Origin of the sequence: Deinococcus peraridilitoris DSM 19664 (assembly GCF_000317835.1) — a bacterium.
Classification (GTDB): Bacteria; Deinococcota; Deinococci; order Deinococcales; family Deinococcaceae; genus Deinococcus_A; species Deinococcus_A peraridilitoris.
In genome coordinates this window covers 220867-234505 of record NC_019793.1, presented here as the reverse complement: position 1 = coordinate 234505, position 13639 = coordinate 220867, and the positions used below count along the sequence as shown (strand labels likewise).

13 protein-coding genes are annotated in these 13639 nt (G+C 65.1%); 3 read left to right on the top strand and 10 right to left on the bottom strand.

What is annotated here, in order from left to right:
• Positions 1-45 precede the first annotated feature (45 nt).
• The 8 genes from murG to DEIPE_RS00930 form a co-directional block, all read right to left on the bottom strand.
• Complete coding sequence (gene murG, locus DEIPE_RS00965; protein WP_281167998.1) at positions 46-1212, bottom strand: undecaprenyldiphospho-muramoylpentapeptide beta-N-acetylglucosaminyltransferase; 1167 nt, start codon at positions 1210-1212, stop codon at positions 46-48.
• A gap of 116 nt (positions 1213-1328) precedes the next feature.
• The gene (locus DEIPE_RS00960) at positions 1329-2438 is read right to left on the bottom strand and encodes an FtsW/RodA/SpoVE family cell cycle protein (RefSeq protein WP_015234110.1); all 1110 of its coding nucleotides are present in this window, start codon (positions 2436-2438) and stop codon (positions 1329-1331) included.
• Positions 2435-3793 carry a UDP-N-acetylmuramoyl-L-alanine--D-glutamate ligase gene (murD, locus tag DEIPE_RS00955; protein ID WP_015234109.1) on the bottom strand — a complete coding sequence of 453 codons (1359 nt, stop codon included), beginning with the start codon at positions 3791-3793 and terminating at the stop codon, positions 2435-2437. The genes DEIPE_RS00960 and murD overlap by 4 nt, the downstream gene beginning before the upstream one ends.
• A gap of 132 nt (positions 3794-3925) precedes the next feature.
• Positions 3926-4846: a phospho-N-acetylmuramoyl-pentapeptide-transferase gene (locus tag DEIPE_RS00950; protein ID WP_015234108.1), complete on the bottom strand. Its 921-nt coding sequence runs from the start codon at positions 4844-4846 to the stop codon at positions 3926-3928.
• A gap of 82 nt (positions 4847-4928) precedes the next feature.
• Positions 4929-5681, bottom strand: coding sequence for a hypothetical protein (locus tag DEIPE_RS00945; RefSeq protein WP_015234107.1), 753 nt, complete (start codon positions 5679-5681; stop codon positions 4929-4931).
• Positions 5668-6966 (bottom strand): UDP-N-acetylmuramoyl-tripeptide--D-alanyl-D-alanine ligase, encoded by a 1299-nt coding sequence (gene murF, locus DEIPE_RS00940; RefSeq protein WP_041231038.1) that lies wholly within the window; start codon positions 6964-6966, stop codon positions 5668-5670. The genes DEIPE_RS00945 and murF overlap by 14 nt, the downstream gene beginning before the upstream one ends.
• A 73-nt stretch (positions 6967-7039) precedes the next feature.
• On the bottom strand, positions 7040-8617 hold the full coding sequence (locus DEIPE_RS00935; protein ID WP_015234105.1) for a DAK2 domain-containing protein: 1578 nt from the start codon (positions 8615-8617) through the stop codon (positions 7040-7042).
• Complete coding sequence (locus DEIPE_RS00930) at positions 8610-8942, bottom strand: Asp23/Gls24 family envelope stress response protein (RefSeq protein ID WP_015234104.1); 333 nt, start codon at positions 8940-8942, stop codon at positions 8610-8612. Before DEIPE_RS00930 ends, DEIPE_RS00935 begins: the two co-directional genes overlap by 8 nt.
• A gap of 188 nt (positions 8943-9130) precedes the next feature.
• Here DEIPE_RS00930 and DEIPE_RS00925 point away from each other — a divergent pair, with 188 nt between their 5' ends.
• Positions 9131-9313: a hypothetical protein gene (locus tag DEIPE_RS00925; protein ID WP_015234103.1), complete on the top strand. Its 183-nt coding sequence runs from the start codon at positions 9131-9133 to the stop codon at positions 9311-9313.
• 30 nt (positions 9314-9343) lie between these two features.
• Here the strand turns inward: DEIPE_RS00925 and DEIPE_RS00920 are convergent, their stop codons facing one another.
• Both DEIPE_RS00920 and ald read right to left on the bottom strand, forming a co-directional pair.
• A complete protein-coding gene (locus DEIPE_RS00920; protein WP_157448721.1) occupies positions 9344-10039 on the bottom strand; it encodes a hypothetical protein in 696 nt (231 codons plus the stop codon).
• Between the two features lie 188 nt (positions 10040-10227).
• Positions 10228-11334 (bottom strand): alanine dehydrogenase, encoded by a 1107-nt coding sequence (gene ald / locus DEIPE_RS00915; protein WP_015234101.1) that lies wholly within the window; start codon positions 11332-11334, stop codon positions 10228-10230.
• A 159-nt stretch (positions 11335-11493) separates the two neighbouring features.
• On the opposite strand from ald, the gene DEIPE_RS00910 reads away from it, so the two are divergent.
• Both DEIPE_RS00910 and DEIPE_RS00905 read left to right on the top strand, forming a co-directional pair.
• The gene (locus DEIPE_RS00910; RefSeq protein ID WP_041230614.1) at positions 11494-11970 is read left to right on the top strand and encodes an Lrp/AsnC family transcriptional regulator; all 477 of its coding nucleotides are present in this window, start codon (positions 11494-11496) and stop codon (positions 11968-11970) included.
• Between the two features lie 148 nt (positions 11971-12118).
• Positions 12119-13609 carry a diguanylate cyclase domain-containing protein gene (locus DEIPE_RS00905; protein ID WP_015234099.1) on the top strand — a complete coding sequence of 497 codons (1491 nt, stop codon included), beginning with the start codon at positions 12119-12121 and terminating at the stop codon, positions 13607-13609.
• Positions 13610-13639: the final 30 nt, after the last annotated feature.

Genomic DNA, 13639 nt, shown 5'->3' with positions numbered 1-13639 from the left:
TCGAGGCGGCGACCAGGGCCGCCGCCCTTTCTAGCCTACTCGCTTTCACGACCCGGCGGGAGAAGAGCGGTGCTTGCGCGCGCGGCCCCTCAGGGCCTGCTCGACTGCGTCTGCCAGCAGCTGGGCCGCACCTTGCGGCGAGCGGGCTGCTGCCCGTGCCCGCATGGCGTTTCGGGTGTCGTGATCCAGGCACTCGTGCACGACCCGGCCCAAGTTCTGATGCAGGTCCTTTTGCTCGACCAGCCGTCCGGCGCCGCCCTCTTCGACGGACCGGGCGTTGTAGAACTGATGGTTTTCGGCGCTGGTCGGAAGCGGCACCATGATCAGCGGCACCCCGTGAAAAGCCGCTTCTGCGAGCGTGCCCGTGCCGGCGCGCGTGATGGCGAGGTCGGCGGCGGACCAGGCCGCGACGGCATTGACGAAGCCGCTCGTCTTGTACCACTCGATGCCGTGTACCCGTCCACTGACTTCACGAACCCAGCGCAGGCCGGTCGAGTGCATCACCTGGACACTGCCGCTGTGCCACAGGCCCTCGTCACCAAAGAGATGGCGCAGTACGCTCGGAACGGCGTCGTTGAGTGCCTGGCTGCCCTGAGAACCCCCGGTGACGTAAATGGTCAGAGGACCGTCCTGCAAGCCCAGTTCGCGCAGGGCGTCGGCGCGTTCCATGCGCTCTTCGCGCACCGGCATGCCGACCAGGGTGCCGCGTCCAGTGGGCAGCCCTTTGACCTCCGGGTAGGCGGTAGCGACCGTATGGGCGCGGCGCAGGGCCAGACGCTGCGTCAGCCCCAGCCGGGCGTTCTGCTCGTGCAGGACGGTCGGAATCCCCAGGCTTTGCCCGCTCATTACGCCGGGCAGGCTGGCAAAGCCACCATAGCCGACCACGCAAACCGGACGCGTCCCTGCGAGGTAACGCCTGGCTTCCCAAAAGCCGCGCGCCGCGCGCCACAGTTCGCGTGGGTCAGGTCGGGTCCGCGCGAACTTTCCAGCCGAGACGCCCACGAATTCCAGCCGGGAGTCGGCGGCGATGCGCTCTTCCATACCGCCGCGCTGCCCGAGCAGCACGGGGTGGTAGCCACGCTGGCGTAATTCCTGGGCAGTGGCGATCGCCGGGTAAATGTGACCGCCGGTGCCACCGGCCGCCAACACCACCGCACCACGAGAAGAAGAGGGAGCGGGTGCTCCGGAGAGAAAATGCTGGGCCTCGCTCACGCGCCACAGTCTAGTGTCTTTTTGAAGCCTGTCCGAGAAATATCAGGAGTGGCGCCCCACAGCGTATTCATACGAGCGGGCACCGTGACCAGGGCTCGTCACACCAGGGCACCCGGTCAGTCACCCGCCGCCGGAATGGTCTCGGGAGTCTTGCCGGGCAGGTGGCGGTGAACTTCACGCAGGGCCGAGTGCATTACGGCAAAGGCGACGCTCTTGGCCAGCAACGAGGAAAAACCATAGCTGACGAGCGGCAACGGCACGCCCGTGACCGGAAAGACTCCCACGGCGACCGCGAGATTTACGAAGGCCTGTCCGACGATCATGAACATCGCTCCGGTGGCCATGATGCTCGCGCCGTGCAGTTCCGGCGTCAGCGGACGGATGCGCGACGCCCACTCGGCGGCGGACAGACCGCTTTGCACAATCAGCCAGTACGCGAAGATGATGGTCGCCACCCCCAGCAGCCCCGTCGAGAAGCCCACCGAGGCAATCACCATGTCGGTGTGTCCGGCAGGCAGGTAGTATTTGGGCGCGTCCGGTCCCTGTCCATAGACGCCCCCGTCACGCATGTCCCGGTGTGCCAGGTCGATCTGGGTGGCGCCTTCGGGCCGGGCGTCTATTTTGGATTCCTGGTGTCCGCGGATACGCTCAAGAATGTACGGGTTCTTCTCGAGGTAAATCGACGCGAACGGCAGGGCGAAAAGGGTCAGGGCCGCCAGGATCAGGCCGATAGAAGTGAAGCGCACCCCGGCGGCGTACATCAGCACGATGCCGAGGGAGAACACCAGCACCGTCGTGCCGAGGTCGGGTTCGAGCAGCACCAGCAGCGTGGTCGTCACGATCATCATGGTGGCGCTCAGCAGTTTCTTGCCCGGCCCGCGCCGCGCGAAAAACGAGGCGAGCTGCAGCACCAGCGCCAGCTTGGCGAACTCGGAGGGCTGAAAGCGCACCGGCCCGCCAAAGTCAAGCCAGCGCCGCCCACCGCCCCACTCCCCGCCCACCCCGATAAACAGCACCAGCGCCAGCAGCGCCAGCGAAAATATCCAGAAGGGTGTGGCGAGCTTCAGGAAGGCTTTGGGACGCAGCCGCGATAAAACGAAGGTCAGGGCCAGGGCAATCAGAATCTTTGTGGCGTGGTCCGGCACCATGTTCGGTTCGGCGGTGGCGACGCCAATCAGGCCCAGCATCAGCAGCAGGCACTGCGCGATCACCAGGTTGAGGCTCATCGCTGCTCCTCCACGGTCTGACCGTTCTGCTGCGCATGGAGGCCTTGTGGCACGACATTCCTCGTCCAGTCACGGGCCGCCTCCGCGAACGCCTTGCCGCGCACCTTGTAGTCGGTGTAGAGGTCGAAGCTGGTGCCAATCGGGGCGAGCAGGACGCTGCCCTCGCCTCCCTCGATCACCTGCGTGGCAGCCTGAACGGCTTCCCGCATCACCTCGGTGCCGTTTTGGGCCCGGACGGTCGTGGTGGGCTTGCCAAAGTGCGCGGCGAATTTTGGTCCGTCTTCTCCAAAGGCGACGATGTGCTGTACCTTGCGCGCCACCACCTCTTCGAGCGCCCGCAGGTCCGCTCCCTTGTCCCGGCCACCAACTAACCACACCACGGGCGCCGGAGCGCGCTCCAGGGCTGCCTGTACCGCGAGGGTCCGCGTCGCGATCGAGTCGTCGATGAATCGCAGCCCTCCCAGGCGGGCCACCGTCTCGAAACGCCCGGCGACCGGCTGTGCGGCAAGGAGGGCCCCTTTCAGATCGGCCACAGGCACCGGCAGACCACGTCGCTTCAGGAACGCCTCGACTGCCAGCACCGCCGCGGCCGCGTTCGCGGGATGGTGTCCCTCGGGCAATTCCGCTGGGGCAAGGACCTGTTTGCCCCCACTGAGACTGACCGTGTGAGCTGAGAAATACCGAACCTGCGCCCTGGAGGTCAGGGTGAGCCCCTGCGGAACGATCAGCGTGTCGTGGACATCCTGTGCCCGGGTGATGTTCTTCTTGGCCTCATGGTAGGCCCCGACGCTGCCGTGACGATCGAGGTGGTCCACGCCGAGGTTGGTGATCACCGCAATTTCCGGGCGAAACCGGTCGACGCGCTCCAGCTGAAAGCTCGACAGTTCGGCCACGGCAACCTCGGCGCCGATGACGTCGAGCAGCGGTGGATCGAAATTTCCGCCGAGCTGTGCATCAAATCCCAGGGCGCACAGCAGTTGGGTGATCAGGCTGGAGGTTCCCCCCTTGCCGGCCGTGCCGGTCACGCCGATGATGGGCGTCCGGCGTGACCGAAAGGCCAGCTCGACTTCGCCGATGACTTCTGCGCCCCGCTGACGCAAGGCCTGCAGATCCGGATGGTCGATTGGTACCCCGGGCGCCGCAATGACGGTGCGGTACGGCGTGTGCAGGTTCCCACGCGCAAAGCCCAGCGAATCTACCAGGGTGAGGTCTTCCGCGGACGGAGAGGCGTCATGCCAGTTGGCGCTCAGGCCGTCACGTGCCAGAAACCGGGCCACGGCGCGTCCGCTGCGCCCAAGGCCGTAAATCAAAAGAGAAGGTGTGCTGCCGTGCGAGGAGTCTGAAGGCGGGGTCATGGCGTTGCAGACAGCGTACAGGGCGGTGAAGCCGGGTGATAGGGGGAGATTCGGACACCGGCCTGCGGTGTGACGAACACGGCGCGGGCAGTGGGACACTTGGTCCCACTGCCCGCGCCGTATAGCGAGCGACTAGGGTCGGGCGCCCAGCAGGTACCAGGCGAGCGTGGTGGTGACTGCCGTCACCAGCCAGAAGCGCAGGGTGACCTGCGTTTCCGGCCAGCCGGACAACTCGAAGTGATGCTGAATCGGCGTCATGCGGAAAAAGCGTTTGCCGCCGGTGCGGCGGAAATACACCACCTGAATGACCACGCTCAGCAGGGCCGTCACCGGAATGACGGCAACGAGTGGCAGCAGCCAGGTAAGGTTGCCGGCATCGTTGAGCACGTAGGCGCCCGCCGTGAGCGCACCGATGGCGTGCGAACCCATGTCGCCCATGAACACTTTGGCCGGGTGGGCATTGAACCACAGAAAGCCCAGCAGCGCGCCCACCATCAAGGCGGCCAGCGGCGACGCCTGCAGCGCGATCAATGGCAGCAGCACGATGATCGCCACTCCCGACAGCAACCCGTCGAGGCCATCGGTGAAATTGAAGGCGTTGACGGCGCCGGCCATCACGATGGTGTACAGGGGAATGTCGAACCAGGGCCCGAGACCCGGCGGAAGGGCCGGAGCCAGCCGCCAGGCAAAATACCCGAAGACGGCCCCGACCAGAATCTGCAATGGAAACTTCTCGCGCGCCATCAATTCGGACTTGCCGCCAAACATACGCGAGCGGATTTTGAGCACATCATCGATCAGGCCGATGACGCCCATGGCGAGCGCGGCGAGCACCACCACCACTTCTTTGGGATCGGGATCGCGCGCGTACAGCAGCACCCAGACCAGCAGCAGCGCCACCACGAAACCGACGCCGCCGGCAGTGGGCGTGCCTTCCTTGGACAGGTGCGTCTGCGGTCCGTCACGCCGCACCCGCTGCCCCCAGCCGCGCTGCTTGGAGATTCGAACGAAGAGACCGACGAGAAACCACGACAAGAAGATGGATATCAGCATGGGCCACGTCCACCTGCGGAGAGCGTAAGGGCGGGCTGATAAGGGCGAAGGGAGAAGGGAAGCGAACGAAACGGAATACACACTATGGCTTGACCTCTGTCAGATCGTACCTGAACACCCGCACCTGTCCTTCGCGGGTCACCGTGACCACCAGGTCACCCACCAGGCCCACCCGGCCGGGTAAATGGGGCACCGCGCCCCGAACCGTGCGCGAGGCGTCCTGTCGCAGCAGTTGTCCGTCGTGAAGCTGATACGTGAAATCGCGCGTCACCGCCGAGGGAACCGAGGAGACCAGCACGCCGCCCGGGGACGGGGTCAGGAACGGCCCACCCTGCGACGCTCCGACGAGACTGCGCTCACGCCCGATACGGTACAGCCGCTCACCTTGCAAAGCGTAGTCCAGGCCGTCACCGCCGGTGACGACGGCGTCGGGTGCGCCCGTCAGCCCGGCCGTACTTTCGCCGCTGTATGTGAGCGCCGTTCCGTCCTCGCGGTAGATCCGGGATTCACTCAGCTTGACGGCCACTCCCGCCTGCAGGCTGCCGCCGGTTCCGGTGAGCCGCACGACCAGGGCCACGCTGGGCAGGGCCGCCCAGGCGTCACCATCGTGCCAGGCCACGTCAGCCACCGGGACGGGCGTCGCGAGCTTCTCGACACGAAACTGAGGAGCGCGCGCCAGAAACGCGGTTCCGCCCGTAACCCAGAGCACGCCTCGCGGTGAGAAGGCGGCGCTGAAGGCGTCAGGACGGGCCACCGTGACGGTCCCGACGGTTCGGGGCGCGCAGGCGCTGAGCAGCAACAGCACCACGGCGCACAGCAGTTCAAGACGGGGCACGGTCGTCCTTGTGTGCGTCAAGCAGCGTGTGCACGACGCTTTCCAGCCCAACGCCCTGTCGGGCACGCTCCTGGGGCGAGAAGCTGATTCCGCGCGAAGCCTTCACCAGCACGACGTCACCGCTTCTGACCTCGCGGAGCAGGGCCTGCTCCAGCTCGTGCGACGTCCCATAAGCCCGGTCTCCCAGCTCGCCGGCGAAGGCGCCCACGCCAAAGGTGAGGTCGGCGCGCTGCCGGGCATAGTCTCCTACCTCCGCGTGCAGGCGCCGCTCGTCGGGTCCGAGTTCCAGCATTCGGCCCAGCACCGAGATTCGCCGGCCCGGAAACTGGTGAAGCGCGTCCAGAGCCGCTTTGACACTCAGTGGACTGGCATTGTAGGTGTCATCGATGACGGTAAGGATCCCGCGATGAATCCGGAAGCGGCCGGCTGGCACTTCGGCCTCCCTGAGCCGCCTGGCCGCTGCCCCAATGTCGATTCCGAAGCGCGACGCCAAAGCCAGGCCCAGAACTGCGGCTTCGGCCTGCGGGCGACTCGCGCCGGGCAGTTCGACCGGTGTACCCTGAAAGGTGAAATGCGCTCCTTCCGGCGAGAGGCGGAGCCGCTCACCCGCGTACGAGGCGCCTTCGAAGCCGTAGGTGGGAACGCCAGGGTACCAGGAGCTGGCCTGCAGTCCCACCAGGGCATGGGGCGCGCGCAGCACACCTCCCTTTTCACGGGCGATGACTTCACGGCTGCCGAAGGCTTCCAGGTGCGCTTCGCCCACCGACGTCACGACACCCACATCCGGTGACACCAACTGCATCAGTTCATCCATTTCACCCACGCGATCGATGCCCAGCTCGATGACCAGGGGCGTGCGCTCCACCGGGTTGCCCGCCTCTACGAGCAGAAAACAGGCGATGGCGTTCAAGGTGTTGAAGACCGGCATGAAACGGCCCTGCAGCGCGGCGCCTACATAGGCTTTGGCAGTCGTCTTGCCGACTGAGCCGGTGATGCCGATGACCGGTCTGTTCGCTTGCGTGCGCGCCGCCCTGCCCCAGGCGCGCAGGGCAGACGTGGCGTCGGCGACCCGTACGGCGCGCGGTACATCGAGGTCGGTCAGTACGAACGGAGCCCCCTGCTCGAGGGCCTGCATGACAAAAGCGTTTCCGTGTGTCTTCTCGCCGCTCAGGGCGGCGAAGGCAGTTTGCGGACCCACCTGCCTGGAATCCCAGGTGATGAATTGAGCGCTCCGGGCGTCCGGGGCGATCTGGGCTGCGACGGGTATGGTGCGGGGTTCGATCACGTTCATTTCACCTTGACCACAAAGGGTGAGAAGCCGATGCGTTTCACACGGCTTCTCACCCTGGTCGGCTGCGTTATTCGAGGGTGACAAGGTAGTCGTACAGATCGGGCCCACCTTGGTGCACTTCCAGTTCCAGATCCACGAACGTTTCCTCAAGACGGCTGGTCAGCGCCGAAAGTGCCTCGGGCGTGACAGCAGGCCCGGGGAAGACGGTCAGGATTTCCTGACCGTCGTAGGCCGCTTGCAGCATGGTCACCACCGCGTCCTCTGGCGAGCCACCCACGTGAACAAGTTCGTCGTCCCGCAAGCCGATGACGTCTCCTTGCGTGATGTCGAGTTCACCGATCCGGGTGGAGCGTGAGGCGCGTGTCACTTCGAACGTCGTGACATTCGAGGCGGCCTCCTGCATTCCCGTCAGCAGCTCTTCAGCGGGTACGCCGGCCTGAAAGGCCAGGGCGGCGCCCACACCCTGACCCAACGTGCGCGTGGGCACCACAAGGGCGTTCTCGCCCAGAATCTCCTGCGCTTTGCCGGCGGCCAGCAGGATGTTCTTGTTGTTCGGCAAGATGATCACGCGCCGGGCACTGACGCTGCGCACGGCGTCAACGATATCCTGTACGCTGGGATTCTGGGTCTGCCCGCCGGATACGATACGCGCCCCCAGGCTGCGGAAGAGCTTGGTCAGGCCGTACCCGCTGGCGACGGCCACCAGCCCGGATTCGGGCATTTCGTCCTCGGCGCGGGCTGCTGCACCTGCCATTGCCAGAATTTCGGTGTGCTGCTCGCTCATGTCCTCGACTTTGGTGCGCAGCATCTTACCGTGGCGGCCAACGGTGGCGAGCAGGTCGTCGGGCTCGTTGGTGTGAATGTGTCCCTTGACGTACCCTTCGGCGCCCACGACCAGCAGGCTGTCCCCGAAGGGAGTGACCAGTTCGCGAATCTGCTCGATGGGCAGTGTGGCGTCTGACATCAGGAATTCGGTGCAGTAGCCGAATTCCTCGGTTTCAAATTGCTCGCCCGCGTAACTTTCGACGGTGGGTGCAGCCGGAAGGGGCGTGCCGAGCAAGCTGCCAAGCATTCCCTCCAGTACGTACAGGTAGCCTTGCCCGCCGGAATCGACCACGCCGGCCTGCTTCAGGGCGGGCAGCTGGTCGGGAGTTTTCTGCAGCGCCTCGTGCCCGGCGCGCAGCGCGCTTTCGAGCACTTCCCGCGCGCTGCCACCCCGGGCACCTGCGGCCGCTTCGCGTGCCACGGTCAGGATGGTGCCCTCAACAGGCTTCATGACGGCGCTGTAGCCGCTTTTCTGCGCCGCGTTCAGGGCGTGCACGAGTTGCGCGGCGCTGACGTCTTTCAGGTCGCGGATGGCTTCGGCGAACCCCTTGAGCAGTTGCGAGAGAATCACCCCGCTGTTGCCACGGGCACCCAGCAGCGCGCCATAGCTGATGGCGCGGGCGACGCTGGGCATACTGTTTTCGTCACAGGTATCAAGCTCTCTGCGCACGCTCTGCATCGTGAGGTGCATGTTGGTGCCCGTGTCGCCGTCGGGAACGGGGTAGACGTTCAGGGCATTGACCTGCTCGCGGTACACACCCAGCCAGTCGGTGGCGTAGCGCAGGCTCGCGGCGATCTGTGCACTGGTGAGGTTAGACATGGCGCACCCCCACGGCGTGCACGCGTGTGCGGGCCAGTTCGATGCCAGCCTGGGTTTTGGCCGCGTGCTCGACGCGTTCGGTGATGTTGCGCGCGACGGTGGGAATGCTGACGCCGTAGGCCACCACGACGTACAGCTCGGCGCTGTACCGGCCGTCGTCGCGTGAAATGACCACACCCTCGCGCGCCTGGGCGCGCCCCAGAACCTTGAGAATGCCTTCGCGCACGTTGGCGGGAGACATGCCGACCACGCCGGGCACCTCGTGCGCCGTCAGGCCGATAAGCGAGGCGAGCGCCGCCTCGGTGATGGTGATGTGTCCGTTCAAGAGGTTGCCTCCAAAGCTGTACACCAGTATACGAAAAGGTGGGGGGTCCTTTCTTGTCGGTTTGCCGGGGTTGCGCCTGAGGCTGGGTTTTCCTTCGCCTTCACGAGGCGTCCTGCCTCTTTTGTGAATCTGACGCCACAATCAGCCGATTTGAGCCACTTTTGCGGATCTTCACGTAAGCTCCATGCATGCTTCATGCCTCACGTGCAGAACAGCTTCGGCAGCTTGAATACGAATGGCTGACCTTGCAGGCACTGCTGGAACGTCATCCCAAGTGGGGCCCGCTGTTGCGTGAACTGCGAGGGCTGCCCCCCGAAGAGGGGCAAGTGGAGGAGCCCGCCCTCAGCCTGCCTCCAGCAGTCAGTCGGTAATACGGCGAGCGAAGGCTTCGGGGGAAGCGGTCAATTCCCGGATCGCCCACTGGCAGACTCCAGCCACGGAAAGCCCCATGGATCGGATTGGCACAGCCTGTCCACGCGCCCGGCGTCGTGCATACGCACGGGAAGCAGGAAATCGGTCGGTGATACGTCCACCCGCATGAGCGGCGCCACTGCCGACGGGCTCGCCCAATGCGGCTCCATGACCTCGCCCAAAGCAGGCCACTCGTATGGCGGCATCCGTTCGAACCCCGCAGACGAGAGAACATACACGCTGCCGTGACGCAGCAGGTCTATGCCTTCCGTGACCGCGTGATCGTGCGGCGCCAGGGACAAAAAATAGCGCTGCTCGGACCATCTGTTCTCCTGGCGCACCCGCAGGGCCATATTCAGGATGCGCCTCACGCGGGCCCGGTCGGTCAGGGCGTACATCATCGCCCATACGCCATCTGACGCGGCAAAGACGGCGGTGCGCTTGCTGAACTCGTCCGGGCTCAGATCCACGGGCGTTCGTGGTTCGAAACGTGTTATGTCCGGATGGTTCGAGCCATGAAGCAGCCACCCCTGCCCCACGAGCCACTCCAGAAAGTGCCATCGGGGCACGTCGGCCGGCAGCAGCCGGGCATCACGGGAGCGCAGCGCCGCAGCAAAGGCGGTTTCCGTGGTGCGGTCGTGTTTGGGAACAGGCAGTTCGAGCATCCAGGCGTGCTCCGTCGTCATGGCCGCAGCGTAACATCGCCGCGTCACCTTTGATCGTGCCGCCCGTGGATCGGTGATTCTGCCTTGCGCAGGCCCGCACGACGTGCAAAATACCCGACAGGCCTGCTTTTTCAGCAGAAAGCCTGGTTTTTCAGCAGAAAGATGCCGCGACCCAAAGTCACGGCATCTTCTGCGTTCCTGGCTCGCGTTCAGGCCAACGCGGCTTCAGGAGCGACGCTGCTCAGCCCGAACGCTTCGCCCACACCGGCGTAGGTCAGTTGCCCACCCTTGGTGTTGAGGCCCTTGCGCAGGGCGACGTTGCGCGCCAGGGCGTCAATGCCCTGATCGGCCAGCTGCGAGACGAACGGAAAGGTGGCGTTCGTCAGTGCGAACGTGCTGGTACGCGGAACGGCCCCCGGCATGTTGGCGACACCGTAATGCACCACACCGTCGACCGTGTAGACCGGCTCGTCGTGGGTGGTGGCGTGAATGGTCTCGACGCAGCCACCCTGGTCCACTGCGACGTCCACGATGACGCTGCCTTCCTGCATGCTCGCGAGCATGTCGCGCGTGACGAGGTGCGGCGCCTTGGCCCCGGGGATCAGCACGCCGCCGATCACCAGGTCGGCGTCCGGAAGCAGCGCGCGGATGTTGGCCTCACTGCTCATCATGGTGGTGAGGCGGCCGAAGAACACATCGTCGAGGTATGCCAGGCGTTTCTGGCTCACGTCGAGGACGGTGACGCGCGCACCGAGCCCCATGGCCATCTTGGCAGCGTTGGTGCCCACGACACCCCCGCCGATGACGACCACGTGGCCCGGCTGCACGCCGGGCACGCCGCCCAGCAGCACGCCCCGTCCACCGTTGGGTTTCTGGAGGTAGTACGCGCCGGCCTGCACGGCCAGACGGCCCGCCACCTCGCTCATGGGGGTGAGCAGGGGCAGCGCGCCGTCGTCGCTTTGCACGGTTTCGTACGCGACGCCGGTGGTACCGCTTTGCAGCAACGCCTCGGTGAGTGGCCGGTCGGCGGCCAGGTGCAGGTAGGTGAAGAGCAGCAGGTCGGGGCGCAGGTACGGGTATTCGCTGGCGATGGGCTCTTTGACCTTCACGACCATCTGGGCGGCCCAGGCGTCGGCGGCACTGCCCAGCCGCGCGCCCGCAGCTTCGTACTCACCGTCGGCAAAGCCCGAGCCGACGCCTGCGGAGCGTTCCACGGTGACGCTGTGGCCTCGCCGAACGAGGGTGGCGACGCCTCCCGGTGTGAGCGCAACGCGGTTTTCCTTGACCTTGATTTCTTTCGGTAGTCCGATATGCATGAGCGTTCCTCCTGAAGAACCCGCCTTCGCCTGTGCGGTGCGGTTTGCTGTGGTGTACGTATGGTAACAAAACATGCGTTTGTTAGGATTGCGTTTCACTCTGATTTTTTGTCGATGTTGGCAATCGTGTTGCGCGAAAGGCGCATAATTCATAGAGATATGGCCCAATATCAGCTCGACGAGACTGACCGTCAAATTCTGCAGGTATTGCAGGAGAGAGGCCGGATTGCCAACACTGAACTTGCCGATGAAGTCGGACTGACACCGGCGCCGTGTCTGCGCCGGGTCAAGCGGCTCGAAGACGAGGGCTTCATTACCGGATACGTGGCATTGCTGGATGCCCAGAAAGTCGGACGCGATCTCACGGTGTTCGTGCACGTCACCCTCGACAAGCAGACCAAATCTGCCTTCACGACCTTCGCCGAGAAAATGCGTGCCCAGCAGGAAGTGCTGGAGTGTTACTTCTGTCTTGGCGAGTACGACTTTCTGCTCAAGGTCGTGGTGCCTGATTTGACCACGTACCAGCGCTTTTTGATCGACGTGCTGGCCGCCATGCCAGAGGTCAGCAACACCAACAGCACCATTGCCGCCAAACAGGAGAAACACACCACGAGGCTTCCCCTCGGCAGTGCGTGACCGGCATGCGTGGCCGCACTGCACTTTTTGCCCTTCATCTGAACTGAAGTAAAGAGCAGGAGGCTCACCCAAGCGCGTTCCTTTCCTCATGATGCGCTAGACTGTCCGTGCATCACGAGTGTTCTGACCCGTCTGATACGGAGGACGTTTGAATCACGCGACCAATCCACCCTGGCTTGACGCCTCCGAACGTGGCGGGCACGGCTTGTGGATGCTGGGTACACACGACAGCCTGAGTACCAACCAGGCATTTCGCGAACAGCTCCGGGCCAGCCCGGCCAGCCTGCCCGAGTGGCTGCTGCAGGTTCACCCAGAGGACCGCGCGGAAGTTCACGCGGCACTTCGCACAGTGTCCAATGGAGCGCGCCTCGACGTTACCTACCGCACGATGAGCGGTCCTCAGCAGCGTTGGTTGCGGCTCACCGGCGCCGCTCAGGGCACGGGCAACCAGCCGAGCCTGGGCGGCGCACAAATCGACCTCACGGAGCAGCACGAGCGTGAAGCCCGTCTGCGGCGAGGCGCGTATCAAGATCCACTCACCGGTCTGCCCAACCGCGTTCTGCTGATCGAGCAACTCGAGGAGGTGTTGGCGGAGGTTCGCTCCGGCCACCGGCAGGCCGGTCTGTTGTTTCTCGATCTGAACCGCTTTCGGCAGACCAACGATATGTACGGACACGCGGTAGGTGACGTTCTGGTGGCCTGCGTCGCTGCCAGGCTGCGTGAAACACTAGGCCGTGATGTGCTGCTTGGCCGGTACGGCGGCGACGAATTCGCTGCGCTTATTCCCGGTCATGGCGAGCAGACGCTGTTGGACGCCGCGCGCCGGGTACATGCCGCGTTTGTACCTCCCATCGACCTGGGAGCACACCGGCTGCAGGCCAGCTTCACCATCGGCGGCGTGCAGCTCGGCGCACGTCACCGCAGTGCCGGTGACGCGCTGGCGCAGGCCGACGCCGCCATGTACCGCGCCAAGAGAGATGGACAGGTCGCTACGCGTCTTTATGATGACGTGCTGGAACGTGAACGCCGCAACGAGCAGGCACTGGGGCAGGCGCTGACAAGCGTGCTGCGCGAAGGAGCGCTGCAGACCCATTACCTGCCCCTGCGACTCGATGGCCGCCTGGTCGGTGCCGAGGTACGCGCCGGACTTCCTGGTCAGGCTGCTTCATTGGCGCCCCAGGCGGGACTGACCACCGCGCACGCCCTGGAGGTCGATCTGTGGCTGCTGTCTCACGTCGCCGCGCAAACCCACGCTCCCGGTCTCACGCGCCTGCGTCCCGCCTCTGCGTTGTCCGAACTTCAGCACGCCCTGGCAGCAATCCTGGCAGCGGAAGCTGCCGTGCGAATGGGCGGGGGAACCTTACAGCTCGTTTTTTCGGCGGCGCCCTGGGGCGGACACGCCCGAAGTGCGCTGCACGCCCTGCGCGCACGAGGCGTCGAGATCGTGCTGTCCGAAGTGGAGCGGTTGTCGCTGGCCGCCCTGATGGAAACGCCCGCCGATGCGGTGATATTGCCGCACGACTCGCCTGCCCTGCTGCATGCGATTGTCGCCGAGCTGGGCTGGTCGGTCGAGCGGGCCGTGGCCGACGACGCGTCCCTGTCACGCGACGCGTTTCTGCGGCTTGCGATGATGCGCTGACGCCGCGTCGACTCCGTCGGCGCCCCGCCG

Coding starts and splice junctions, on each gene's coding strand:
- DEIPE_RS00935 (WP_015234105.1), bottom strand. CDS start 8,617: ATGTCTAACCTCACCAGTGCACAGATCGCCGCGAGCCTGCGCTACGCC.
- murD (WP_015234109.1), bottom strand. CDS start 3,793: ATGACCCCGCCTTCAGACTCCTCGCACGGCAGCACACCTTCTCTTTTG.
- DEIPE_RS00950 (WP_015234108.1), bottom strand. CDS start 4,846: ATGCTGATATCCATCTTCTTGTCGTGGTTTCTCGTCGGTCTCTTCGTT.
- ald (WP_015234101.1), bottom strand. CDS start 11,334: ATGCATATCGGACTACCGAAAGAAATCAAGGTCAAGGAAAACCGCGTT.
- DEIPE_RS00910 (WP_041230614.1), top strand. CDS start 11,494: ATGGCCCAATATCAGCTCGACGAGACTGACCGTCAAATTCTGCAGGTA.
- DEIPE_RS00960 (WP_015234110.1), bottom strand. CDS start 2,438: ATGAGCCTCAACCTGGTGATCGCGCAGTGCCTGCTGCTGATGCTGGGC.
- DEIPE_RS00925 (WP_015234103.1), top strand. CDS start 9,131: ATGCTTCATGCCTCACGTGCAGAACAGCTTCGGCAGCTTGAATACGAA.
- DEIPE_RS00920 (WP_157448721.1), bottom strand. CDS start 10,039: ATGACGACGGAGCACGCCTGGATGCTCGAACTGCCTGTTCCCAAACAC.